Origin of the sequence: Citrobacter sp. wls710 (genome assembly GCF_005281115.1) — a bacterium.
GTDB lineage: Bacteria > Pseudomonadota > Gammaproteobacteria > Enterobacterales > Enterobacteriaceae > Citrobacter > Citrobacter werkmanii.
In genome coordinates, this window is sequence record NZ_SZXD01000045.1 from 69821 (window position 1) to 92670 (window position 22850).

The window sequence follows — 22850 nt, forward strand, 5'->3', positions numbered from 1 at the left end:
AAAGGTGAGCGTGATGAGCATAAAACTGACACTAACGTTGGACGACCAGGACTACGGAATGACGCACGGTGTTTTTCCTGATGGTGCCGTCTGGTTGAAGGTTACTGAAGTATTACCTCCCTTTGCTCGTCTGATGCGCATTCGTGCGACGGCAATGCGCGACATGAACGACTTTATGCTGTTGGCGCAACTGGTGGAGGCGGTTCGCCATCAAACGGATGTACTGGTCAGTCATCTCGAGCTTCCCTGGTTGCCGTGGGCACGTCAGGATCGCCATATGGTGGCGGGTGATAGCTTTGCGCTGAAAGTCTTTGCCAGCCAGCTCAATACGCTGCAATTCGATAAGGTGAAGGTGCTCGATCCGCACAGCGACGCGGCGGCGGCAGCTATCAATAATTTTGTGGCGATTTCACAAGAGACTTGCCTGCTGCACAGCGCGACTTTGCAGCGCCAGTTCCAGCAAAAAACGCTAATGCTGGTCGCCCCCGATGCCGGAGCGCTGAAGAAAATTGATGCCGTTGCCAGAGCGGTCGGTGTAGCGGAGTACGCCGTCCTGAGCAAAAAACGCGATGTAGCAAGTGGCAAGCTGACGGGATTTGCTTTAGTGGCTGGAGACGTGAGGGGCAGGGATATGCTGATTGTTGATGACCTGTGTGATGCCGGCGGTACGTTCATCGGCTCTGCGCAGGTACTCCGTGATGCTGGCGCCCGTAGCGTCAGCCTGTATGTTACCCACGGTCTTTTCACTAAGGGCGTCGAACACCTGTTTGCGAACGGTATTGATGCTATCTACACCACCACCTCTTTCGCTGCCCCGACGCTGGAACATCCGCAGCTTGAGCTTATCGATATTGACGCGATTTACCGCGCCTGAGGGAGATACTGATTATGAAAATGAACCCGATTCTGGCTATCGACGGCTACAAAGTTTCTCACCGCGTACAGTATCCGCAAGGAACCAGCCGCGTGTATTCCAACTTTACCCCGCGCTGCGATCGCTTTTTCTCCTCGCCGTTGGCGGATGGCAAACTGGTGTTTTTTGGCCTGCAAGGTTTTCTGCAGTGGTTTCTGGTTGATCTGTTTAACGAGGCATTCTTTGCCCGTCCGGAAGACGAGGTGGTCAGGGAATACAAACAGGTCATGGACAGCTATCTCGGCAAAGATGCGGTAGCGGTTGATCATATCCGCGCCCTGCATCAGTTGGGCTATTTGCCGCTGCACATCAAAGCGCTGGATGAAGGCAGCAAAGTGCCGATGGCGGTGCCCGTTTTAACTATCATCAATACCCAACCTGAGTTTTTCTGGTTGGTGAATTACCTGGAGACCGTGCTGTCGGCAGAACTGTGGAAGGCGTCAACAAATGCCACCATTGCGCATCACTATCGTAAAATCTGCGCGCGCTGGGCACAGAAAACCTGTAGCGACCTTACGCACCTGGACTTCCAGTGCCATGACTTTTCCTTTCGCGGTATGGCCGGATTGCAGGACACCATGCAGGCGGGCTGCGGCCACTTGTTGAGCTTTAAAGGGACCGACAGTATTCCATCTCTGCTGTACGCCCGCGATTATTACACCGACGGCGAGCCCTATTTTATCGGCGCCAGCATTCCGGCGACCGAGCACAGCGTGATGTGTATGGGGGAGCGTGAGCATGAGATTGAAACCTTCCGCCGCCTGATTGCCGATCTCTACCCGCAGGGATTTGTGTCGATTGTCTCTGATACGTGGGATTACTGGCAGGTACTGACGGAGTACACCCGCGAGCTGAAGAACATCATTCTGGCGCGCGAGGGACGGGTGGTTTTCCGCCCGGACAGCGGTAACCCGGTTGAGATCCTGTGCGGTACTGGCGCGGATGAGGATACCCGAGCCGATCGTACGGCACAGGAGAAAGGCTCTGTGGAGGTGCTGTGGGAGATATTTGGCGGCACGGTTAACGCCAAAGGCTACAAGGTGCTCGACCCACATGTGGGGCTGATTTATGGCGATTCCATCACCCTTGAGCGGGCGAATGAGATCCTGCGTCGTCTGGAAGCGAAAGGTTTTGCCAGTTCAAATGTGGTGTTTGGCGTCGGTTCTTTTACCTATCAGTACAACACGCGTGACACCTTCGGTTTTGCGATGAAAGCTACGTGGGGAGAAGTCGACGGTAAAGGGCGGACGATCTTTAAAGAGCCGAAAACCGATAATGGCTTAAAACGCTCTGCCCGTGGTTTGCTGCGTGTGACGAGGAATGAAGCAGGTGATTTATGCCTGCATGACGAACAGACCTGGGAGCAAGAGCAGGAAGGGGAACTGAAAACTCGTTTTCTCAACGGCAAGCTGTTTAACCGTCAGCATTTCGACGATATCCGCCAGCGTCTGGCGGCGCACAGGTAATTTCCCGCAAGCGGGTAGCATTACCCGCTTCCTCCTCCCTCCCGGCGTAAATTGATCATCGTCACAAATGGTTACTTCAATTATTACTCTCAAGCTAATGATTCTTTCCTACGCTTAATTGATGACTTTCTCACCAAGGTGCACACTCTTTCCAGTGTTAAGCAATCAAAATGATTAGCTGAATCAGGAGGTTAATAATGTTATCTGGGCAAACGCCAGCACGAGTCTGGAACACCCGCCGCACGGAAAAACAGCGCCGTCTGGCTTCCGTTCCGGTGCAGGGTAAGGTGCTGCCGACCGCAGACCTGACCGCGATGCTGGAAAAACTGATCGCGCCGGGTGACCGCGTGGTATTAGAAGGGAATAACCAAAAGCAGGCAGATTTCTTGTCCCGTATGCTGGCTGAGGTGAACCCGCAGATTGTGCATGACCTGCACATGATCATGCCAAGCGTCGGGCGCAGCGAGCATCTGGATATCTTTGAAAAAGGCATCGCCCGCAAGCTGGACTTCTCCTTCTCCGGCACCCAGAGCCTGCGTATCTCGCAGCTGTTGGAAGATGGTCAGCTGGAAATCGGCGCCATCCACACTTACATCGAACTTTACTCCCGTCTTTACGTCGACCTGGCCCCGAACGTGGCGCTGATTGCCGGTTATAAGGCTGACCGTAAAGGCAACCTCTACACCGGGCCGAGCACCGAAGATACGCCAGCGCTGGTGGAAGCCGCCGCGTTCCACGATGGCATTGTCATCGCGCAGGTGAACGAACTGGTGGATGACGAATGCGACCTCCCGCGCGTGGATATTCCGGGGTCCTGGATTGACTACGTGGTTATCGCCGACAAGCCGTTCTTTATCGAACCACTGTTTACCCGCGACCCGCGTTTGATCAAACAGGAACACATCCTGATGGCGATGATGGCGATTAAAGGCATCTACGCGGAACACCAGGTGCAGTCGCTGAACCACGGTATCGGCTTCAACACCGCGGCGATTGAACTGCTGCTGCCAACCTACGGCGAACAGCTGGGGCTGAAGGGCAAAATCTGTAAACACTGGACCCTGAACCCGCATCCGACGCTGATCCCGGCGATTGAAAGCGGCTGGGTAGAAAGCGTGCACTGCTTCGGCGGCGAGCTGGGGATGGAAGAGTACATCCGCGCCCGTCCGGATATCTTCTTCACCGGTTCCGACGGCTCCATGCGTTCCAACCGCGCCTTCTGCCAGCTGGCAGGTCAGTACGCGGTGGATATGTTTATCGGCTCCACCTTGCAGGTTGATGGCTACGCCAACTCCTCCACGGTGACCCGCGGTCGTCTCTCCGGCTTCGGCGGCGCGCCGAACATGGGCCACGATCCGCACGGTCGTCGCCACGCGACCCCAGCCTGGCTGAACATGATCACCGAACCAGATCCGATGCAGCGCGGTAAAAAACTGGTCGTGCAGATGGTGGAAACCTTCCAGGCCGGTGTGAAACCAACCTTCGTTGAGAAACTGGATGCGGTAGACGTGGCGAAAGCCTCCGGTATGCCGCTGGCACCGGTAATGATTTACGGCGACGACGTGACCCACGTGCTGACTGAAGAAGGTATCGCCTACCTCTACCGCGCCAAAGATCTGGAAGAACGCCGCGCGATGGTCGCTGCGGTTGCCGGTATCACCGATATCGGTCTGGGCGTTGACGCGAAACGCGTTGCTGAGCTGCGTCAGAGCGGCAAAGTGGTCTACCCGGAAGATATGGGCATTCGTCGTACTGACGCCACCCGTTCGCTGCTGGCAGCCGGTAGCGTCGCTGACCTGGTGGAATGGTCCGGCGGTCTTTACAACCCACCTGCGAAATTCCGGAGCTGGTAATGAAACTTCTGCCCCAGATTCAGGTTGAAGGCGGTGCCGAATGGCTGGCGCGAACCGCCACGCAGTGTCTGATTGACGAAGCACGATTAAGCCCGAAACCCGGTCTGGTGGACAGTCGGGGGAACGGCGCGCACCACGATTTATCGCTTGCGCTAATGGAGCGCTCCGCGCACAGCCTGACCCCCACGTTTCAGGCGCTTGCGAAACAGAGCTGGCAGCGGCCAGCCGATATTGCGCTGAGACAAACCGTAGGGCGACTAGGCCGAGAAGGTGAGAAACAGATGATGGCCGCCACCGACGGCGTGAATACCCACCGCGGCGCGATTTGGGCGCTGGGGCTGCTGGTCAGCGCGGTGGCGATGCACGGCGGCGTGGGCAGTGCGCAGCAGGTAGCGATGACCGCCGCCGAGCTGGCAAAACTGCCGGATGCCGCCGCGCCGAAGGTCTTCAGCAAGGGGCTACGCGCCACCCACCGTTATCAGGTGCCGGGTGCCAGAGAAGAGGCGCAGCAGGCGTTTCCGCACATCATGCAGCGCGCGCTGCCGCAGCTTCGTTTAAGCCGCTTTAACGGCAGCAGCGAAACGCACGCCAGGCTCGATGCGCTGATGGCCATCATGACCTCGCTGACCGATACCTGCGTGCTGTCCCGCGCGGGGCTGGAAGGGCTTGATGCCATGCAGGACGGCGCCCGCGCCGTGCTGAGTGCAGGTGGTAGCGCCCATCCGGCAGGTCAGGCGGCCTTAGCGGCGCTCGATAGCCACATGTTGGCGCTGAACGCCTCGCCGGGCGGCGCAGCCGATTTGCTTGCCGCCACGCTGTTTCTCGATCGCATCGAATCGCCCTATTTCAAGCATTAAGAGGATGTTATGGAACACATTACGTTAACCGTACCGGCCAGCCGCACTTTAAGCGGCAAAGCGCTGGCAGGCGTTGTGGGCTCCGGGGATATGGAGGTGTTATTCACCGCCGACCAGGGCCAGACGTTAACCATTGATATCACCACTTCCGTCGATAACAGCCGCAGCCGCTGGGAAGCACTGATTAACCGTCTGCAGACGGTCAGCAGCCTGCCTGCGGGCCAACTGACTATCCACGACTTCGGCGCGACGCCGGGCGTGGCGCGCATCCGTATCGAACAGGTTTTTGAAGAGGTGAACTATGCGTGATGACCGCAGTTTTATCGAATTAAAAGCGCGTCAGCGCGCGCAGGCGCTGCTGGATGAAGGCAGCTACCGTGAACTGCTCGACCCGTTTGAAGGCGTGATGTCGCCGTGGCTCGGCGCGCAGGGCATCGTCCCGCAGGCCGATGACGGCATGGTGGTGGCGAAAGGCACCATTAACGGCAAACCAGCTGTTGTTGTAGCGATTGAAGGCGCGTTCCAGGGCGGCAGTATGGGCGAGGTGTCCGGCGCCAAAATGGCGGCGGCGCTGGAGCTGGCGGCGGAAGATAACCGCAACGGTATTCCGACTCAGGCGGTACTGAGCCTGGAAACCGGCGGCGTGCGTCTGCAGGAAGCCAACCTCGGCCTGGCGGCGATTGCCGATATTCACGCGGCGATTGTTGACCTGCGCCGTTATACCCCGGTGGTCGGCATTGTCGCCGGGACCGTCGGCTGCTTCGGCGGGATGTCTATCGCCGCCGCGCTGTGCAGCTATCTGATTGTCACCCGTGAAGCGCGTCTGGGCCTGAACGGCCCGCAGGTTATCGAACAGGAAGCCGGGATTGAAGAGTATGACTCCCGCGACCGTCCGTTTATCTGGAGCATGACCGGTGGCGAAATTCGCTACCAAAGCGGGCTGGTGGAAGCGCTGGTCGGCGACGGTGTGAACGCGGTGAAAGCCGCCATGAACGAGGCGCTAGCGAAAGGCGTTCCGGCAAAACATCGCACCGATAACTACGACTGGTATCTCGAACGCCTGACCAACTTCGACACGCGTAAACAGGTCGATACCGAACAGATTCATGCGCTCTTTGCCCGGGAGGTGAACTGATGAGTAACGCAATGAGCCGTGGCCAATTATGGCTGGAAACCCTGGCGCCGAACGCTAAACGTATCGAGGGTCTGTGTCCGTCCGTCCAGGCCGCTGACGGTGAGCTGAACAGTGAAACGGTGCGTTTTATTGCCGTGGTGCCGGACGCGAACAACCACTACCCGCGAGCCGCGAAAGGCGAAGTGGGCCTGCTGGAAGGCTGGACCCTGGCGAAAGTGGTAAGCGAAACCATCGCCGCCGATGCCGATAAAGCCGTGAAGCGCCCGATTGTGGCGGTGATTGACGTGCCGAGCCAGGCCTACGGTCGTCGTGAAGAAGGTTTTGGCATTCACCAGGCGCTGGCCGGTGCCGCAGCGGCGTATGCCAATGCGCGTCTGGCAGGCCACCCGGTGATTGGCCTGATTGTCGGTAAAGCGATGTCCGGGGCGTTTCTGGCGCACGGCTACCAGGCAAACCGCCTGATCGCCTTTAACGACAAAGGCGTGCTGATCCACGCGATGGGTAAAGAGTCGGCGGCGCGCATCACCCTGCGTACCGTTGAGGCGCTGGAAAAACTGGCGGCAACCATTCCGCCGATGGCGTATGACATCAGCAATTACGCCACCCTGGGGCTGCTGGAGAATCTGCTGGATATCAGCAATCCGGATGCCCCGTCTGCTAACGATCTGACGCTGGTGTTAAACACCCTGCAACAGGCCATCAACGACGCTCGTCAGGACCCGACGCTGAAAAGCCGTCTGGGTGCCGACAACCGCCGCAGCTCTGCCCTCGTACGCGAACGCATGCGAGCAAGCTGGTAAGTAAAAAAGAGACCTGCCGGATGTACGACTCCGTGGGTGCAGTGACAGCACCCGCGTGGGTCACTGCATCTGAAAAAATAATAATCATCGCGCCAGTGCTAACTTTTTTTCATTACAGGTGAAATATGACTTACGTAATTGTTCATGCTCTTGCTCCGATTTTCGTCATTATGTTGCTGGGATTCTGGGCCGGGAAGGCCAAAATGGTGGATAACAAGAATGTCTCCCTGCTCAATATCTTCGTGATGGACTTCGCGCTGCCCGCCGCGCTGTTTAGCGCCACGGTACAAACGCCGTGGGCCGGCATCGTTGCGCAGTCGCCGCTGATTGTGGTGCTGACGCTGGCAATGTGGATTACCTATGCCGCCATCTACTTTATGGCGACCAAAGTGTTCAAGAAATCACCGCAGGATGCCGCTGTGCTGACCCTGACCGTTGCGCTGCCAAACTACGCCGCGCTGGGTCTGCCGATTCTGGGTAGCGTGCTGGGTGAAACCTCTTCCACCTCGCTGTCCGTTGCCGTTTCCATCGCCTGCGGCTCTGTGCTGATGACGCCGTTCTGCCTGCTGATTCTCGAACGTGAGAAAGCGCGTGCGGAAGGCGGTAACTCCGGTTCTACGCTCTCCATGCTGCCGGTGCTGATGTGGCGTTCGATTAAAAAACCGATCGTGATGGGGCCGCTGTTGGGGGTTATCCTCTCTGCCATTGGTATTAAAATGCCGGAGCTGGTGCTGGCGGCCATTAAACCGCTGGGTCTGTCTGCTACTGCGGCGGCGCTGTTCCTGACCGGTGTGATCCTCTCTGCGCGTAAACTGCAGATCAACACCGTGGTGATCACCTCGACCATCGCCAAGCTGCTGATTCAACCAGCAATTGCGTGGGGTATCGTTCTCATCTTCGGCCTGCATGGCTCCGTAGCGATTACCGCTATCCTGATGATTGCGCTGTCTGCCGGTTTCTTCGGTGTGGTGTTCGGTAACCGCTTTGGCGTGCAGTCGCCGGATGCAGAAGCCGTGCTGCTGTTGAGTTCGGTACTGTGTATCCTGTCGCTGCCGCTGTTTATCTCGCTGACTTCAGGAATCTAAATCATGAGCACAACATTACGCCCACACGACTTAATCTGGCTGAACGCGCGCGACGCGCTCGAAGATGTCACGGAATCCTGGGTGGATACCGTCTGGCATAGCGGTCTGCCGGTAGTGGTGCGGCGTGATGTTGATGCGCAGGGGCGCATTCCCGTGGGTGTCCGCGGGATGAAACGCGAGCAGCGCGCCGCCGGTTGGGTAAAAGCGCAGGCGGTCGTTCGCGTCTGCTCGCCGGAATCGCTGGTGGATCCGCTGTCGCTGCTGCGTTCGCCCTTTATCTCTCAGCCACCGGTTCAGGTGGCTTTGTTATTGGCGCAGCAGGCGTGGCCGTGGACGTGGGGTATTACCGGGAGTACCGGCTATGCGCTGGCGACTGGGATCCCGGTTATCCACGCGGCAAGCGATCTGGATCTGCTGATCCGCGCGCCGCAGCCGCTCTCCCGTGAGGCGCTGGAGAAGTGGCAGCTGCAGCTGGCAGGCGGGCTGTGCCGGGCAGATACCCAGGTGGATACCCCGCGCGGCGGCTTTGCCCTTAATGAGTGGCTGCGCGATGGAAAAGCGCTGTTAAAAAACTCACAGGGGCCGCAGTTGGTCCGCGACCCGTGGGGCAGGGAGGAGTCATGAAAATTCTGTTTACCTTTCCGGGGCAGGGGACGCAGCACCCAGGGATGCTGCAAAACCTTCCGGGGACGGAGCTGACCCAGGCGCGTGACGTACTGGGGGCCGAGGTGGATACGCTGGATAGCCCTGAAGCGTTGAAACATACCCGAGCCGTTCAGCTGTCTCTACTGATTGCTGGCGTTGCCTGGGCGCGCGAGCTGGAACGTCGTGGCGTGGCGCCGGATATCGTCAGCGGGCTGTCGATCGGTGCTTATCCGGCAGCGGTTATCGCGGGTGCGCTGGAATTCAGCGATGCGCTGCGGCTGGTGGCGCTGCGCGGTGATTTGATGGAGCAAGCATACCCACATGGTTACGGTCTGACGGCAATTATGGGGCTGACGCTCAATCAGGTGGAAGCTCTGGTGGCTGATAGCGGTACTTACATCGCCAACCTGAATGCGGAAACACAGATTGTGATTGCCGGTACCGATGAAGCGATGGCCGAAGTGGCAAAACGCGCGATGGCAAAAGGGGCAAGTAAAGCGCATCGCCTGGCGGTGAGCGTGCCATCGCATTGTGAACTGCTGGCCGAGCCTGCACAAAAGCTGGTTGAGGCGTTCAGCCAGGTGACGCTTTCCCGTCCACGCTACGCCTATCTGAGCGGCAGTACCGGGCGCGTGCTGTGGCAGCCGGAACGCATTGCCGACGATCTGGCGATGAATATGGCGCGCACGGTGCGATGGCAGGAGGCGGTTATCTCCGCTAACGAACGTGAAGCGCGGCTGGCGATTGAAATGCCACCCGGTGGCGTGCTGACCTGCCTGACGCGTCAGGCTGCATGGGAAGGGGAGTCTATCGCTCTGGAACGCAGCGGCATGGATGTGGCCGTGCATCTGGCAAAGCGCCTTCGCGCATGATGTGATGGCCCGATGGCGCTGCGCTTATCGGGCCTACAAAACCGGCTCGACACGCGTAGGCCGGATAAGACGCGTAGCGTCGCCATCCGGCAAATCAGCCGTTCTGGTTCAGCGCTCTGGCGTACATGCGCCCTTCAGCGGCCAGCGCCAGCAGGCTTGGGTCGCGCTCGCGGTTGCGGGCAAAGACGATGGCGATAAGCTGCTGCATCTGATACGGCTCAGCCAGTTTTTGTAGCTTCACGGTATTCTCATACATTTTCTTCATTCGCCCCGGCATCAAACAGAAACCCACTCCTGCCTGTACCAGACTGAGCATGGAGAAGATATCGTTCACGCGGGTGACAATCTCCGGCTCGAACCCGGCGATATGAAACGCTTCCTGGAAACCGGCGTAGGTGGCAAACCCTTCCGCCAGCGAGACAAACTTTTCATGGCGATAGTGGCGCAGGTCGGCCTTCGCGGTGGTATCCAGCGCGGCGGACATCGGCGCGGCGAGGTAGATATCGTCGTGGAACAGGGGGAGCACTTCGAGGCTGTTGCGGTCGATTTCGCTTTCGGAAATGGAGATGAGGATGGCATCCAGAACGCCGTCTTCCAGCATTTTCAGCAGCGCCTCGTTAGATCCCATGGTGAGGTCCAGCTCCAGGTCCGGACGGCGCAGCTTCATCCCCATAATCAAGTGCGGCACCGTCTCCAGCGTCAGCGAGTAGAGCGTGCCCACACGTAAACGGCCCTGGCCCACGCCTGCCGTTTTGCGCGTCTCTTCCAGCCCGCGCTCCATCAACTGCGTGACTTCCTGACAGTATTCCAGCAGCGTCCACGCCGCCGGTTGGGCAATCAGGTTGCGGCCTTTATGGACGAACAGCGGACAACGAACGTTCTCTTCCAGCGTATGCAACGCCCGGTGCACGCTGACGCCGCTGATATTCAGCGCCTCGGCGGTACGGGCGATGTTGCCCTTCTCCATAAAGGTCATGAAGATGCTCAGCTTGCGGAAGGTAATATCGTTGGTCGTCAGCTGATTCATCATCGTCTTCCTATAGTTAGTCGGCCAGCATCTGTTCGAGCTGTTCCTGCGCATCCAGCCAGGCCATTTCACACTCTTCCAGCCCGGATTTTGCGTTCGCCTGCTGCTGCAAACAGGCCGTGAGTTCGGCTTTGCGACTTTGATCGTACAGTTCGCTATCACCGAGTTTCTCTTCCGCCTGCGCCAACTGTGCCTGTAGTTTCTCCATCTCTTTTTCCAGACGGGCGATCTCTTTGCGCAGCGGCTGCGTCAGAGTGCGGAGCTCGGCTTCGCGACGCTTCTGATCCTTACGCGCCTGGGCGCTGTTCACGCTTTCCTTTGCCGGTTCGTCGCTCTGGTTTTCCTGTTTCTGCACGTCGCTCAGCCACTGCTGATAATCTTCCAGGTCGCCGTCGAACGGTTCGACCTTTTTGTCGTGAACCAGATAGAGGTCGTCAGTGGTGGAGCGAATCAGATGGCGGTCGTGCGACACGACGACCAATGCGCCTTCGAAATCAATCAGCGCTTCGGTGAGCGCCTGGCGCATGTCGAGATCCAGATGGTTGGTCGGTTCATCGAGCAGCAGCAGGTTTGGACGCTGCCAGACGATCAGCGCCAGCACCAGGCGAGCTTTCTCGCCGCCAGAGAAGCGGGCGGTCTGTTCGCTGACTTTATCGCCCTGGAAGCCGAAGCCGCCGAGGTAGTCGCGCAGTTTCTGCTCCAGCTCCTGCGGCGCCATGCGCGCCAGGTGCTGGATGGGCGATTCATCGGCACGTAAAAACTCCAGCTGATGCTGTGCGAAGTAACCCAGTTTAATGCCCTTGGCGAGCCCGATTTCACCGCTGATGGGGGCCAGTTCGCCCGCCAGCAGCTTAATCAGGGTTGATTTACCCGCGCCGTTACGACCGAGCAGGCCGATGCGTGAACCCGGCACCAGATTCAGTTTGATCGAATCGAGAATGACGCGATCGCCATAGCCGGCGCTGACCTTCTCCATCTTCAAGAGCGGGTTTGGCAGGCTTTCCGGTTGACGGAAGCTGAAGTGGAACGGGTTGTCGACATGCGCAGGGGCAATTAGCTCCATGCGTTCCAGCATTTTGATACGGCTCTGCGCCTGTTTTGCTTTCGTTGCTTTAGCGCGGAAACGATCGATATAGCTTTGCAGATGCGCCACACGCTCCTGCTGACTTTCGTACATCGCCTGTTGCTGCGCGAGGCGGGTGGCGCGCTGGATTTCAAACGCGCTGTAGTTGCCGGTGTACTCGAACATGGTTTGCTGTTCGATATGAATAATTTTATCTACTACCGGATCGAGGAAATCGCGGTCGTGGGAAATCAAAATCAGCGTACCCTGATAGCTTTTCAGCCATCTTTCCAGCCAGATCACTGCGTCAAGATCGAGGTGGTTGGTCGGTTCATCAAGCAGCAGAAGGTCTGAACGGCAAATCAGCGCCTGGGCCAGGTTAAGACGCATACGCCAGCCGCCGGAAAAATCGCTGACCGGACGTTCAAGCTGTTCATTGGAGAAGCCGAGGCCATGCAGCAGGCTTGCCGCGCGTGAGCGTACGGTCCAGGCGTCAATGGCATCCAGCTTGCCATGGACGGTGGCAATAGCGTGTCCATCGTTACGTTCGTTGGCATCGTTCAACTGCGCTTCCAGTTGACGATACTCGCGGTCGCCGTCAATCACGTACTCCAGCGCGGGCTGTGGCAATGCTGGCGTTTCCTGATTCACCCAGGCGAGTTGCCAGTTTCCTGGATAGGTAAATCCTCCGGCGTCAGCGCTGATTTCATTTTTCAGCAATGCCAGCAGAGTAGATTTACCGCAGCCATTTTTGCCCACCAGACCAACTTTCTGCCCTGGATTAATGGTGGCCGTGGCATTGTCCAGCAAGACGCGCACGCCGCGACGAATTTGTAACGATGAGAAAACAATCATAAGGCGCCGTATGTTCAGACTATGTTAATTTATCATTATGATAATGTAATGTGTGGGCCGTTTGCCGCACCGAGGCGCCATGGTAGCCCAAAACGTCGAAAATAGACAAAAGACAAAACCGGGAGGGGGATGATGTTCCAGCCAGCGAAAGTGTTGCTGCTGTATGCCCATCCGGAATCTCAGGACTCGGTCGCGAACCGGGTACTGCTTAAACCGGCCATGCAGCTTAGTAATGTTACCGTGCACGATCTTTACGCGCACTATCCTGATTTTTTTATCGACATTCCGCATGAGCAGGCGCTGCTGCGTGAGCATGATGTGATTGTTTTTCAACATCCTCTCTACACCTATAGCTGCCCGGCGCTGTTAAAGGAGTGGTTTGACCGCGTACTGAGCCGCGGATTTGCCAGCGGTCCCGGAGGGAATCAACTGGCGGGAAAGTACTGGCGAAGCGTCATCACCACCGGTGAACCCGAAAGCGCGTACCGTTATGACGCGCTGAACCGTTATCCGATGAGTGATGTACTGCGTCCTTTTGAGCTAACGGCCGGTATGTGCCGCATGCACTGGATGAGCCCAATCATTGTTTACTGGGCAAGGCGGCAAACGAAGCAGGAGCTGGACAGTCATGCTAAAGCGTACGGTGACTGGCTGGTGAATCCGATTCCTGTGGGAGGCCGCTGATGGAAGGCTCTGATTTATTGACAGCGGGAGTGTTGTTCCTCTTCGCGGCGGTAGCTGCGGTGCCGCTGGCATCGCGGCTGGGTATTGGCCCGGTATTAGGGTACTTGCTGGCGGGGATCGCTATCGGCCCGTGGGGATTAGGATTCATTAGCGATGTGGATGAAATCCTGCACTTTTCCGAACTGGGCGTCGTCTTTTTGATGTTCATCATTGGGCTGGAACTTAACCCGGCCAAGTTATGGCAATTGCGGCGTTCAATTTTTGGTGTCGGTGCCGCGCAGGTGATGCTGAGCGCAGTGGCGCTGGCTGGCTTGCTGATGCTCACTGCGTTCTCCTGGCAAGCGGCAGTGGTCGGCGGCATTGGTCTGGCGATGTCATCGACCGCTATGGCGCTACAGTTGATGCGCGAAAAAGGCATGAACCGTAGCGAATCCGGGCAACTGGGTTTTTCGGTGCTGCTGTTCCAGGATTTGGCAGTGATCCCCGCACTGGCGCTGGTTCCACTGCTGGCGGGGTCTGCCGATGAACATTTTGACTGGATCAAAGTGGGCATGAAGGTGTTGGCTTTCGCCGGCATGTTGATTGGCGGACGCTATTTGCTGCGCCCTGTTTTCCGCTTCATTGCGGGGTCTGGCGTGCGGGAAGTGTTCACCGCCGCTACGCTGCTGCTGGTACTGGGTTCTGCGCTATTTATGGATGCGCTGGGATTGTCGATGGCGCTGGGAACGTTTATCGCGGGCGTGCTGCTGGCGGAAAGCGAATACCGCCATGAGCTGGAAACGGCAATCGATCCTTTTAAAGGCTTGTTGCTCGGACTGTTTTTTATCTCCGTCGGCATGTCGCTCAATCTCGGCGTGCTCTATACCCATATTCTGTGGGTAGCGGCGAGCGTAATCGTGCTGGTGGTCGTAAAAATGATGGTGCTGTATGTGCTGGCACGACTGAACGGCATGAGAAGCTCTGAACGAATGCAGTTTGCCGGCGTGTTAAGCCAGGGCGGTGAGTTCGCTTTTGTGCTGTTTTCAACGGCATCCTCGCAACGATTGTTTCAGGGCGATCAAATGGCGCTACTGCTGGTGACCGTCACGTTGTCGATGATGACCACGCCGCTGGTGATGAAGCTGATTGATAAATGGCTCTCCCGCCAGTTTAACGGCCCGGATGAAGAAGATGAAAAACCCTGGGTGGAGGATGATAAACCGCAGGTCATTGTCGTGGGGTTTGGACGCTTTGGTCAGGTTATTGGTCGCTTACTGATGGCCAATAAAATGCGTATTACCGTCCTGGAGCGAGATATCAGCGCGGTGAATCTGATGCGCAAATATGGCTATAAGGTCTATTACGGAGATGCCACCCAAGTGGATCTGTTGCGTTCTGCGGGGGCAGAGGCGGCGCAATCCATCGTCATTACCTGTAATGAACCCGAAGACACCATGAAACTGGTGGAGCTTTGCCAACAGTACTTTCCGCATTTACATATTCTTGCGCGAGCGCGCGGACGTGTAGAGGCACATGAGTTATTACAGGCTGGTGTGACGCAGTTTTCCCGCGAAACGTTCTCCAGTGCGCTGGAGCTGGGGCGTAAAACGCTGGTTACGTTGGGGATGCATCCGCACCAGGCTCAGCGTGCTCAGCTGCATTTTCGGCGGCTCGATATGCGCATGTTGCGGGAACTGATCCCCATACATACCGACACGGTACAAATCTCGCGAGCCAGGGAAGCCCGGCGTGAACTGGAGGAGATCTTCCAGCGTGAGATGCAGCAAGAACGACGTCAGCTGGATGGCTGGGATGAATTTGAGTAGAGGTAATCATGGCAATTCGTAAACGTTTTATTGCAGGCGCAAAATGTCCGTCCTGCCAGGCACAGGATTCGCTGGCGATGTGGCGCGAAAATAATATCGATATTGTTGAGTGTGTTAAGTGTGGTCATCAGATGCGGGAAGCCGATAAAGAGGCGCGCGAACACGTTCGCAAAGAAGAGCAAGTGATCGGGATTTTTCATCCGGACTAGCGATATGGCGCAGCTTTTTTTAAGCTAGAGGGTACACGGGTGCAGAATTCCGCTACAATCTGCGCCACTATTCTTTCCATGCTCAGGAGATATCATGAAAGTAGCAAAGGACCTGGTGGTCAGCCTGGCCTATCAGGTACGTACAGAAGACGGTGTGTTGGTTGATGAGTCTCCGGTGAGTGCACCGCTGGACTACCTGCATGGTCACGGTTCCCTGATTTCTGGCCTGGAAACAGCGCTGGACGGTCATGAAGTTGGCGACAAATTCGACGTCGCTGTTGGCGCAAATGACGCGTACGGTCAGTACGACGAAAACCTGGTGCAGCGCGTTCCTAAAGACGTCTTCATGGGCGTTGACGAACTGCAGGTTGGCATGCGTTTCCTGGCTGAAACTGACCAGGGTCCAGTACCGGTAGAAATTACCGAAGTGGAAGACGACCACGTTGTGGTTGACGGTAACCACATGCTGGCTGGCCAGAATCTGAAATTCAACGTAGAAGTTGTTGCGATTCGTGAAGCGACCGAAGAAGAACTGGCTCATGGCCACGTTCACGGCGCGCACGGTCACGACCACGATCATGACCACGGTCACGATGGTTGCTGCGGTGGTCACGGCCACGGCCACGACCATGGGCACGAGCACGGTGGCGAAGGCTGCTGCGGCGGTGGCGGTAAAGGTAACGGCGGCGGCTGCGGTTGCCACTAATACCCTTCGTCTTTCAACCCACAGCGGTGTTGGCTGCGTTTTCAAATCCCGGTCACATAGTTATCTATGCTCCCGGGACTTCCTCAAGCTTGCCGCCTTGCTGTGATTTGAAATCCTTTGGGTATATGTGAGTAGGCTTGCTAAGCGTTCGCGCTATCGGGCACAAAAAAAGCGGGATATTCCCGCTTTTTTTTACGTCTTAATAATGTGGCGGCGGGGTCTCTTCGGACTGAGCCGCGATGTGGGACGGCTGCGTGGCTTTCAGCTTCTCAGTCAGCAGACGCAGATGATCGCGTAGTTTGGCCATTTCCAGTTCATGCGCAGTTACCGTCACGTTGAGCTCTTCAATGGTGATTTCCTGAAATGCCAGGCGGCTTTCCAGCTCGGCCAGGCGAGTTTCCAATGTTGTATCCTGCATGATTCACCTCTTTCTTTTTTCTCCGGCAGATCGCGGACTGCGGCGAATTCTACTTAACTTTGCCTGTTTGCACAGCACTCAATCTTCAGCAACGAAACTAATTTAAACAAAAAGAGTCTGAAAAGTGGTGATAATAGGGCGTGCCTGTATGTTGATTTGTTCTGCAACGCTTTATAGTACATTTTTATGTTAGATAACCCTGGGGTGAGATGCCCCGGCCCTGGAGAGATGGATGAAATCACTGTTTAAAGTAACGCTGCTGGCGACCACAATGGCTGTTGCTCTGCATGCCCCGATCACCTTCGCTGCTGATGCTGCGAAACCAGCCGCTACTGCTGACAGCAAAGCAGCATTCAAGAATGACGACCAAAAAGCCGCTTACGCGCTGGGCGCGTCCCTGGGTCGTTATATGGAAAACTCCCTGAAAGAGCAGGAAAAGCTGGGCATCAAACTGGATAAAGATCAGCTGATCGCTGGCGTTCAGGATGCGTTTGCTGACAAGAGCAAACTGTCCGACCAGGAAATCGAACAAACTCTGCAGGCGTTTGAGGCGCGTGTGAAGAGTTCCGCTCAGGCGAAAATGGAAAAAGACGCTGCTGACAATGAAGCCAAAGGTAAAGTTTACCGTGAGAAATTTGCTAAAGAGAAAGGCGTTAAAACCTCTTCCACTGGCTTGATCTACAAAGTAGAGAAAGAAGGTACTGGCGCAGCGCCGAAAGACAGCGATACCGTGGTTGTAAACTACAAAGGTACGCTGATTGATGGTAAAGAGTTTGACAACTCCTACACCCGTGGCGAGCCGCTCTCTTTCCGTCTTGATGGTGTTATCCCTGGCTGGACCGAAGGCCTGAAAAATATCAAGAAAGGCGGTAAAATTCAGCTGGTTATCCCACCGGATCTGGCTTACGGCAAAACCGGCGTTCCGGGTATTCCGGCCAACTCTACGCTGGTGTTTGATGTTGAACTGTTAGACATCAAACCGGCACCGAAAGCCGAGGCGCAGCCAGATGCTGCACCGGCCGATAAAGCTGCAGACAGCAGCAAAAAGTAAGCGAACAGTAACCGCCGCCCACAGGGCGGCGGTTTTTTATTATCGAAAGGATATAATTAATACTGGAAAGCGCCTTGTGCGCTGTATTACTTTAGATGCCCCTATAATAGTGATGAGCCTGCCCTGACAACATAACGACAGGCTCCTGAAAAGGAGTGCTTTTTTTCATGTCCAGGTCGCTTTTAACCAACGAAACCAGTGAGCTAGATTTACTGGATCAACGTCCTTTCGATCAAACTGACTTCGATATCCTTAAATCCTATGAAGCGGTAGTGGACGGGTTGGCGATGCTCATTGGTTCCCATTGTGAAATCGTATTGCACTCTTTGCAGGATTTGAAATGCTCGGCTATCCGCATTGCGAACGGTGAACACACGGGCCGTAAAATTGGCTCACCGATAACCGACCTTGCATTGCGTATGCTGCATGATATGACGGGTGCGGATAGCAGCGTGTCGAAGTGTTACTTCACGCGCGCGAAAAGCGGTGTCTTGATGAAGTCGGTGACGATTGCCATTCGTAACCGAGAGCATCGCGTGATTGGTCTGCTGTGCATCAATATGAACCTCGATGTGCCATTCTCGCAGATAATGAATACCTTTATCCCACCGGAAACCCCGGAAGTGGGTTCTGCCGTGAACTTTGCTTCTTCTGTAGAAGATTTGGTCACCCAGACGCTGGAATTCACGATCGAAGAAGTGAATGCCGATCGTAATGTTTCCAATAATGCGAAAAACCGCCAGATTGTCCTGAATCTGTATGAGAAAGGTATCTTCGATATTAAAGATGCGATTAACCAGGTCGCCGATCGGTTGAATATCTCCAAGCACACGGTCTACCTCTATATTCGCCAGTTCAAAAGCGGCGATTTCCAGGGGCAAGACAAGTAATGCGCTTTACCATCATGGTGACGGGACCTGCTTATGGCACACAGCAGGCGAGTAGCGCGTTGCAATTTGCCCACGCGCTACTTAAAGAAGGGCATGAGTTATGCAGCGTCTTTTTCTATCGTGAAGGTGTGTATAACGCTAACTTCCTGACTTCGCCCGCCAGCGATGAGTATGATCTGGTACGGGCCTGGCAACAGCTGAATCAACAATATGGCGTGACGCTGAATATCTGCGTTGCAGCGGCGTTGCGTCGTGGTGTTGTTGATGAGGCTGAAGCAAAGCGGCTTGGACTGGCAGGTGCTAATTTACAATCAGGTTTTAATCTCAGCGGGCTGGGTTCGCTGGCTGAGGCGTCCTTGACCTGCGATCGCGTGGTGCAGTTTTAATGAAACGTGTTGCTTTTGTCTTTTCTACCGTGCCGCACGGCAGCGCATCCGGCCGTGAAGGGTTAGATGCATTACTGGCGACATCTGCGCTCACGGAAGATCTCGGCGTGTTTTTTATCGGCGATGGCGTCTTCCAGATCCTCCAGGGTCAACAACCGGACGTCGTTCTGGCACGAGACTATATCGCAACGTTCAAGCTGTTGGGGTTGTACGATATCGATCAATGTTGGCTTTGCGCCGCCTCATTACGTGAGCGGGGGCTTCAGCAGGGTGTTAATTTTGTGGTTGATGCCACGGCGCTGGAACCTGAAGATTTACGCCGTGAGCTAGGCAACTATGACGTCATTTTAAGGTTTTGAGACTCTCATGCTGCACACACTACACCGCTCCGCGTGGCTTACCGATTTCTCCTCTCTTCTTCGCCTGATTGAAAAAGACGATGAACTTTTATTGCTCCAGGATGGCGTGACGGCGGCAATAGAAGGAAGCCGTTTCCATGAAAGTCTGCAAAATGCCTCCATTAAGGTCTCTGTGCTGGAAGAAGACATTAAAGCTCGCGGGTTAGATGGTCAAATTTCAGACAGTGTCGTCAGGGTTAGCTATACTGACTTCGTCAGACTTACGGTGAAGCATCCCAACCAGATGTCCTGGTAATTGCGGGATCGTTGTATATTTCTTGACACCTTTTCGACACCGACCTAAAATTCTGCGTCCTCATATTGTATGAGGTCGTTTTATTACGTGTTTACGAAGCAAAAGCTAAAACCAGGAGCTATTTAATGGCAACAGTTAACCAGCTGGTACGCAAACCACGTGCACGCAAAGTTGCAAAAAGCAACGTGCCTGCGCTGGAAGCATGCCCGCAGAAACGTGGCGTATGTACTCGTGTATATACTACCACCCCTAAAAAACCGAACTCCGCACTGCGTAAAGTTTGCCGTGTTCGTTTGACTAACGGTTTTGAAGTGACTTCCTACATCGGTGGTGAAGGTCACAACCTGCAGGAGCACTCCGTGATCCTGATCCGTGGCGGTCGTGTAAAAGACCTCCCGGGTGTTCGTTACCACACCGTTCGTGGTGCGCTTGACTGCTCCGGCGTTAAAGACCGTAAGCAATCACGTTCCAAGTATGGCGTGAAACGTCCTAAGGCTTAATGGTTCTCCGTTAAGTAAGGCCAAACGTTTTATATTAATGTCAAACTAAACTCTTAGAGTTTTGGACAATCCTGAATTAACAACGGAGTATTTCCATGCCACGTCGTCGCGTCATTGGTCAGCGTAAAATTCTGCCGGATCCGAAGTTCGGATCAGAACTGCTGGCTAAATTTGTAAATATCCTGATGGTAGATGGTAAAAAATCTACTGCCGAAACTATCGTATACAGCGCGCTGGAGACCCTGGCTCAGCGTTCTGGTAAAAACGAACTGGAAGCTTTCGAAGTAGCTCTCGAAAACGTGCGCCCGACTGTCGAAGTTAAGTCTCGCCGCGTTGGTGGTTCTACTTATCAGGTACCAGTTGAAGTCCGTCCGGTCCGTCGTAATGCCCTGGCAATGCGTTGGATCGTTGAAGCTGCTCGTAAACGCGGTGATAAATCCATGGCTCTGCGCCTGGCGAACGAACTTTCTGATGCTGCAGAAAACAAAGGTACTGCAGTTAAGAAACGTGAAGACGTTCACCGTATGGCAGAAGCCAACAAGGCGTTCGCACACTACCGTTGGTAATCCCTTCGGAGTTTTAGTCACCAGGCGGGCGCTTCTAGTAAGCAGCCCGCTTTGGGCTACTTAAATTGAACGCCTAAAAGATAAACGAGGAATCAAATGGCTCGTACAACACCCATCGCGCGCTACCGTAACATCGGTATCAGTGCGCACATCGACGCCGGTAAAACCACTACTACCGAACGTATTCTGTTCTACACCGGTGTAAACCATAAAATCGGTGAAGTTCATGACGGCGCTGCCACCATGGACTGGATGGAGCAGGAGCAGGAGCGTGGTATTACTATCACCTCCGCAGCGACTACTGCATTCTGGTCTGGTATGGCTAAGCAGTATGAACCGCATCGCGTAAACATCATCGACACCCCGGGGCACGTTGACTTCACTATCGAAGTAGAACGCTCCATGCGTGTGCTTGATGGTGCAGTAATGGTTTACTGCGCAGTTGGTGGTGTTCAGCCTCAGTCTGAAACCGTATGGCGTCAGGCAAACAAATATAAAGTTCCGCGCATTGCGTTCGTTAACAAAATGGACCGTATGGGTGCGAACTTCCTGAAAGTTGTTGGTCAGATCAAAACCCGTCTGGGCGCGAACCCTGTTCCGCTGCAGCTGGCGATTGGCGCTGAAGAAGCGTTCACCGGTGTTGTTGACCTGGTGAAAATGAAAGCCATCAACTGGAACGAAGAAGATGCAGGCGTAACCTTCACTTATGAAGATATCCCGGCTGACATGCAGGAACTGGCTGACGAATGGCACCAGAACCTGATCGAGTCCGCTGCAGAAGCTTCAGAAGAGCTGATGGAGAAATACCTGGGTGGTGAAGAACTGACTGAAGAAGAGATCAAAAAAGCTCTGCGTCAGCGTGTTCTGAACAACGAAATCATCCTGGTAACCTGTGGTTCTGCGTTTAAGAACAAAGGTGTTCAGGCGATGCTGGATGCGGTAATTGATTACCTGCCATCCCCAGTCGACGTACCTGCGATCAACGGTATTCTGGACGACGGTAAAGATACTCCGGCTGAGCGTCACGCTAGCGATGATGAGCCGTTTGCTGCTCTGGCATTCAAAATCGCTACCGACCCGTTCGTGGGTAACCTGACCTTCTTCCGTGTGTACTCTGGTGTGGTTAACTCCGGTGACACCATCCTGAACTCCGTGAAAACTGCACGTGAGCGTTTTGGCCGTATCGTTCAGATGCACGCCAACAAACGTGAAGAGATCAAAGAAGTTCGCGCAGGCGACATCGCTGCTGCAATCGGTCTGAAAGACGTGACCACTGGTGACACTCTGTGTGACCCGGATCACCCGATCATTCTGGAACGTATGGAATTCCCTGAGCCGGTAATCTCCATCGCGGTAGAACCGAAAACCAAAGCTGACCAGGAAAAAATGGGTCTGGCTCTGGGCCGTCTGGCTAAAGAAGACCCGTCTTTCCGCGTATGGACTGACGAAGAATCTAACCAGACTATTATCGCTGGTATGGGTGAACTGCACCTCGACATCATCGTTGACCGTATGAAGCGTGAATTCAACGTTGAAGCGAACGTCGGTAAACCTCAGGTTGCTTACCGCGAAGCGATTCGCGCGAAAGTTACCGATATCGAAGGTAAACACGCCAAGCAGTCTGGTGGTCGCGGTCAGTACGGTCATGTTGTTATCGACATGTACCCGCTGGAGCCGGGTTCAAACCCGAAAGGCTACGAGTTCATCAACGACATCAAAGGTGGTGTAATTCCTGGCGAATACATCCCGGCCGTTGATAAAGGCATCCAGGAACAGCTGAAATCCGGCCCACTGGCTGGTTACCCGGTTGTTGATCTGGGCGTGCGTCTGCACTTCGGTTCTTACCATGACGTTGACTCCTCTGAGCTGGCGTTTAAACTGGCCGCTTCTATCGCCTTCAAAGATGGCTTTAAGAAAGCGAAACCAGTTCTGCTTGAGCCTATCATGAAGGTTGAAGTAGAGACTCCGGAAGAGAACACCGGTGACGTTATCGGTGACTTGAGCCGCCGTCGTGGTATGCTTCGTGGACAGGAATCCAACGTCACTGGCGTTGTTATCCATGCTGAAGTTCCGCTGTCTGAAATGTTCGGATATGCAACCCAGCTGCGTTCTCTGACCAAAGGCCGTGCTTCTTACTCCATGGAGTTCCTGAAGTACGACGATGCGCCGAACAACGTTGCTCAGGCCGTTATTGAAGCCCGTGGTAAATAAGCCACAGGATTAAAACCTAAGTCCCGTGCTCTCTCCATAGGGGAGAGCACTATAGTAAGGAATATAGCCGTGTCTAAAGAAAAATTTGAACGTACAAAACCGCACGTTAACGTCGGCACCATCGGCCACGTTGACCACGGTAAAACTACCCTGACCGCTGCAATCACCACCGTACTGGCTAAAACCTACGGCGGTGCTG

At 55.2% G+C, this 22850-nt stretch carries 26 protein-coding genes; 23 read left to right on the forward strand and 3 right to left on the reverse strand.

The window, feature by feature from the left end:
- The first annotated feature begins 13 nt into the window (after positions 1-13).
- The 10 genes from prs (at position 14) to mdcH (ending at position 9626) form a co-directional block, all read left to right on the forward strand.
- Positions 14-874 carry a ribose-phosphate diphosphokinase gene (gene prs, locus FDX14_RS20390; protein WP_137350134.1) on the forward strand — a complete coding sequence of 287 codons (861 nt, stop codon included), beginning with the start codon at positions 14-16 and terminating at the stop codon, positions 872-874.
- Between the two features lie 14 nt (positions 875-888).
- Positions 889-2379: a nicotinate phosphoribosyltransferase gene (locus tag FDX14_RS20395; protein WP_137350135.1), complete on the forward strand. Its 1491-nt coding sequence runs from the start codon at positions 889-891 to the stop codon at positions 2377-2379.
- A gap of 197 nt (positions 2380-2576) precedes the next feature.
- On the forward strand, positions 2577-4232 hold the full coding sequence (mdcA, locus tag FDX14_RS20400; RefSeq protein ID WP_137350136.1) for a malonate decarboxylase subunit alpha: 1656 nt from the start codon (positions 2577-2579) through the stop codon (positions 4230-4232).
- Positions 4232-5089: a triphosphoribosyl-dephospho-CoA synthase gene (locus tag FDX14_RS20405; RefSeq protein WP_137350137.1), complete on the forward strand. Its 858-nt coding sequence runs from the start codon at positions 4232-4234 to the stop codon at positions 5087-5089. Before mdcA ends, FDX14_RS20405 begins: the two co-directional genes overlap by 1 nt.
- A gap of 9 nt (positions 5090-5098) precedes the next feature.
- Positions 5099-5398 carry a malonate decarboxylase acyl carrier protein gene (mdcC, locus tag FDX14_RS20410; RefSeq protein ID WP_061381024.1) on the forward strand — a complete coding sequence of 100 codons (300 nt, stop codon included), beginning with the start codon at positions 5099-5101 and terminating at the stop codon, positions 5396-5398.
- Positions 5391-6224 carry a biotin-independent malonate decarboxylase subunit beta gene (locus FDX14_RS20415; protein WP_137350138.1) on the forward strand — a complete coding sequence of 278 codons (834 nt, stop codon included), beginning with the start codon at positions 5391-5393 and terminating at the stop codon, positions 6222-6224. The genes mdcC and FDX14_RS20415 overlap by 8 nt, the downstream gene beginning before the upstream one ends.
- A complete protein-coding gene (gene mdcE / locus FDX14_RS20420) occupies positions 6224-7024 on the forward strand; it encodes a biotin-independent malonate decarboxylase subunit gamma (RefSeq protein WP_137350139.1) in 801 nt (266 codons plus the stop codon). The genes FDX14_RS20415 and mdcE overlap by 1 nt, the downstream gene beginning before the upstream one ends.
- 125 nt (positions 7025-7149) lie before the next feature.
- The gene (locus FDX14_RS20425; protein ID WP_079225899.1) at positions 7150-8109 is read left to right on the forward strand and encodes an AEC family transporter; all 960 of its coding nucleotides are present in this window, start codon (positions 7150-7152) and stop codon (positions 8107-8109) included.
- A gap of 3 nt (positions 8110-8112) precedes the next feature.
- Entirely contained in the window at positions 8113-8733 is a 621-nt protein-coding gene (locus tag FDX14_RS20430; protein ID WP_137350140.1) for a malonate decarboxylase holo-ACP synthase, read from the forward strand.
- Positions 8730-9626, forward strand: coding sequence for a malonate decarboxylase subunit epsilon (mdcH, locus tag FDX14_RS20435; protein ID WP_042312069.1), 897 nt, complete (start codon positions 8730-8732; stop codon positions 9624-9626). Before FDX14_RS20430 ends, mdcH begins: the two co-directional genes overlap by 4 nt.
- A gap of 94 nt (positions 9627-9720) precedes the next feature.
- Here mdcH and FDX14_RS20440 read toward each other — a convergent pair whose 3' ends face one another.
- Positions 9721-10653: a LysR family transcriptional regulator gene (locus tag FDX14_RS20440; protein ID WP_137350142.1), complete on the reverse strand. Its 933-nt coding sequence runs from the start codon at positions 10651-10653 to the stop codon at positions 9721-9723.
- 16 nt (positions 10654-10669) lie between these two features.
- Positions 10670-12571 carry an ABC transporter ATP-binding protein gene (locus FDX14_RS20445; RefSeq protein WP_061381028.1) on the reverse strand — a complete coding sequence of 634 codons (1902 nt, stop codon included), beginning with the start codon at positions 12569-12571 and terminating at the stop codon, positions 10670-10672.
- Between the two features lie 132 nt (positions 12572-12703).
- Between FDX14_RS20445 and kefG the strand changes: the two genes are divergently transcribed.
- The 4 genes from kefG (at position 12704) to slyD (ending at position 15975) form a co-directional block, all read left to right on the forward strand.
- Positions 12704-13255: a glutathione-regulated potassium-efflux system ancillary protein KefG gene (kefG, locus tag FDX14_RS20450; protein ID WP_024136663.1), complete on the forward strand. Its 552-nt coding sequence runs from the start codon at positions 12704-12706 to the stop codon at positions 13253-13255.
- On the forward strand, positions 13255-15060 hold the full coding sequence (gene kefB / locus FDX14_RS20455) for a glutathione-regulated potassium-efflux system protein KefB (RefSeq protein WP_061381029.1): 1806 nt from the start codon (positions 13255-13257) through the stop codon (positions 15058-15060). Before kefG ends, kefB begins: the two co-directional genes overlap by 1 nt.
- 8 nt (positions 15061-15068) lie before the next feature.
- The gene (locus FDX14_RS20460) at positions 15069-15269 is read left to right on the forward strand and encodes a YheV family putative zinc ribbon protein (protein WP_005121675.1); all 201 of its coding nucleotides are present in this window, start codon (positions 15069-15071) and stop codon (positions 15267-15269) included.
- Positions 15270-15363: 94 nt separating this feature from the next.
- Complete coding sequence (gene slyD, locus FDX14_RS20465; protein ID WP_008786294.1) at positions 15364-15975, forward strand: peptidylprolyl isomerase; 612 nt, start codon at positions 15364-15366, stop codon at positions 15973-15975.
- 199 nt (positions 15976-16174) lie between these two features.
- On the opposite strand, the gene FDX14_RS20470 is transcribed toward slyD, so the two are convergent.
- A complete protein-coding gene (locus FDX14_RS20470; RefSeq protein ID WP_079225904.1) occupies positions 16175-16393 on the reverse strand; it encodes a protein SlyX in 219 nt (72 codons plus the stop codon).
- A gap of 232 nt (positions 16394-16625) precedes the next feature.
- On the opposite strand from FDX14_RS20470, the gene fkpA reads away from it, so the two are divergent.
- From fkpA to FDX14_RS20515, 9 genes are all read left to right on the forward strand, one after another.
- Positions 16626-17444 carry an FKBP-type peptidyl-prolyl cis-trans isomerase gene (gene fkpA / locus FDX14_RS20475; protein ID WP_042312080.1) on the forward strand — a complete coding sequence of 273 codons (819 nt, stop codon included), beginning with the start codon at positions 16626-16628 and terminating at the stop codon, positions 17442-17444.
- A gap of 167 nt (positions 17445-17611) precedes the next feature.
- Positions 17612-18334, forward strand: a complete 723-nt coding sequence (locus FDX14_RS20480) for a helix-turn-helix transcriptional regulator (protein ID WP_003023643.1) — start codon at positions 17612-17614, stop codon at positions 18332-18334.
- A complete protein-coding gene (gene tusD, locus FDX14_RS20485; protein ID WP_042312083.1) occupies positions 18334-18720 on the forward strand; it encodes a sulfurtransferase complex subunit TusD in 387 nt (128 codons plus the stop codon). Before FDX14_RS20480 ends, tusD begins: the two co-directional genes overlap by 1 nt.
- Positions 18720-19079 (forward strand): sulfurtransferase complex subunit TusC, encoded by a 360-nt coding sequence (gene tusC / locus FDX14_RS20490; RefSeq protein WP_042312086.1) that lies wholly within the window; start codon positions 18720-18722, stop codon positions 19077-19079. The genes tusD and tusC overlap by 1 nt, the downstream gene beginning before the upstream one ends.
- A 7-nt stretch (positions 19080-19086) precedes the next feature.
- Positions 19087-19374 (forward strand): sulfurtransferase complex subunit TusB, encoded by a 288-nt coding sequence (gene tusB, locus FDX14_RS20495; protein WP_137350141.1) that lies wholly within the window; start codon positions 19087-19089, stop codon positions 19372-19374.
- A gap of 125 nt (positions 19375-19499) precedes the next feature.
- The gene (rpsL, locus tag FDX14_RS20500) at positions 19500-19874 is read left to right on the forward strand and encodes a 30S ribosomal protein S12 (protein WP_003023654.1); all 375 of its coding nucleotides are present in this window, start codon (positions 19500-19502) and stop codon (positions 19872-19874) included.
- Between the two features lie 95 nt (positions 19875-19969).
- Complete coding sequence (gene rpsG, locus FDX14_RS20505) at positions 19970-20440, forward strand: 30S ribosomal protein S7 (protein WP_003023657.1); 471 nt, start codon at positions 19970-19972, stop codon at positions 20438-20440.
- Between the two features lie 96 nt (positions 20441-20536).
- The gene (fusA, locus tag FDX14_RS20510; protein ID WP_038634754.1) at positions 20537-22651 is read left to right on the forward strand and encodes an elongation factor G; all 2115 of its coding nucleotides are present in this window, start codon (positions 20537-20539) and stop codon (positions 22649-22651) included.
- Positions 22652-22720: 69 nt separating this feature from the next.
- The coding region (locus FDX14_RS20515) for a GTP-binding protein (protein ID WP_000031651.1) at positions 22721-22850 on the forward strand (130 nt) is incomplete at its 3' end.

Bases quoted from the DNA above. Each gene is read 5' to 3' on its own strand.
- FDX14_RS20470 (WP_079225904.1), bottom strand. From the start codon at position 16,393: ATGCAGGATACAACATTGGAAACTCGCCTGGCCGAGCTGGAAAGCCGC.
- mdcH (WP_042312069.1), top strand. From the start codon at position 8,730: ATGAAAATTCTGTTTACCTTTCCGGGGCAGGGGACGCAGCACCCAGGG.
- tusC (WP_042312086.1), top strand. From the start codon at position 18,720: ATGAAACGTGTTGCTTTTGTCTTTTCTACCGTGCCGCACGGCAGCGCA.
- rpsG (WP_003023657.1), top strand. From the start codon at position 19,970: ATGCCACGTCGTCGCGTCATTGGTCAGCGTAAAATTCTGCCGGATCCG.
- tusD (WP_042312083.1), top strand. From the start codon at position 18,334: ATGCGCTTTACCATCATGGTGACGGGACCTGCTTATGGCACACAGCAG.
- prs (WP_137350134.1), top strand. From the start codon at position 14: ATGAGCATAAAACTGACACTAACGTTGGACGACCAGGACTACGGAATG.
- mdcE (WP_137350139.1), top strand. From the start codon at position 6,224: ATGAGTAACGCAATGAGCCGTGGCCAATTATGGCTGGAAACCCTGGCG.
- fkpA (WP_042312080.1), top strand. From the start codon at position 16,626: ATGAAATCACTGTTTAAAGTAACGCTGCTGGCGACCACAATGGCTGTT.
- FDX14_RS20430 (WP_137350140.1), top strand. From the start codon at position 8,113: ATGAGCACAACATTACGCCCACACGACTTAATCTGGCTGAACGCGCGC.
- slyD (WP_008786294.1), top strand. From the start codon at position 15,364: ATGAAAGTAGCAAAGGACCTGGTGGTCAGCCTGGCCTATCAGGTACGT.
- mdcC (WP_061381024.1), top strand. From the start codon at position 5,099: ATGGAACACATTACGTTAACCGTACCGGCCAGCCGCACTTTAAGCGGC.
- mdcA (WP_137350136.1), top strand. From the start codon at position 2,577: ATGTTATCTGGGCAAACGCCAGCACGAGTCTGGAACACCCGCCGCACG.
- FDX14_RS20405 (WP_137350137.1), top strand. From the start codon at position 4,232: ATGAAACTTCTGCCCCAGATTCAGGTTGAAGGCGGTGCCGAATGGCTG.
- FDX14_RS20460 (WP_005121675.1), top strand. From the start codon at position 15,069: ATGGCAATTCGTAAACGTTTTATTGCAGGCGCAAAATGTCCGTCCTGC.
- FDX14_RS20425 (WP_079225899.1), top strand. From the start codon at position 7,150: ATGACTTACGTAATTGTTCATGCTCTTGCTCCGATTTTCGTCATTATG.
- tusB (WP_137350141.1), top strand. From the start codon at position 19,087: ATGCTGCACACACTACACCGCTCCGCGTGGCTTACCGATTTCTCCTCT.
- FDX14_RS20445 (WP_061381028.1), bottom strand. From the start codon at position 12,571: ATGATTGTTTTCTCATCGTTACAAATTCGTCGCGGCGTGCGCGTCTTG.
- FDX14_RS20415 (WP_137350138.1), top strand. From the start codon at position 5,391: ATGCGTGATGACCGCAGTTTTATCGAATTAAAAGCGCGTCAGCGCGCG.
- kefG (WP_024136663.1), top strand. From the start codon at position 12,704: ATGTTCCAGCCAGCGAAAGTGTTGCTGCTGTATGCCCATCCGGAATCT.
- rpsL (WP_003023654.1), top strand. From the start codon at position 19,500: ATGGCAACAGTTAACCAGCTGGTACGCAAACCACGTGCACGCAAAGTT.
- FDX14_RS20480 (WP_003023643.1), top strand. From the start codon at position 17,612: ATGTCCAGGTCGCTTTTAACCAACGAAACCAGTGAGCTAGATTTACTG.
- kefB (WP_061381029.1), top strand. From the start codon at position 13,255: ATGGAAGGCTCTGATTTATTGACAGCGGGAGTGTTGTTCCTCTTCGCG.
- fusA (WP_038634754.1), top strand. From the start codon at position 20,537: ATGGCTCGTACAACACCCATCGCGCGCTACCGTAACATCGGTATCAGT.
- FDX14_RS20395 (WP_137350135.1), top strand. From the start codon at position 889: ATGAAAATGAACCCGATTCTGGCTATCGACGGCTACAAAGTTTCTCAC.
- FDX14_RS20440 (WP_137350142.1), bottom strand. From the start codon at position 10,653: ATGAATCAGCTGACGACCAACGATATTACCTTCCGCAAGCTGAGCATC.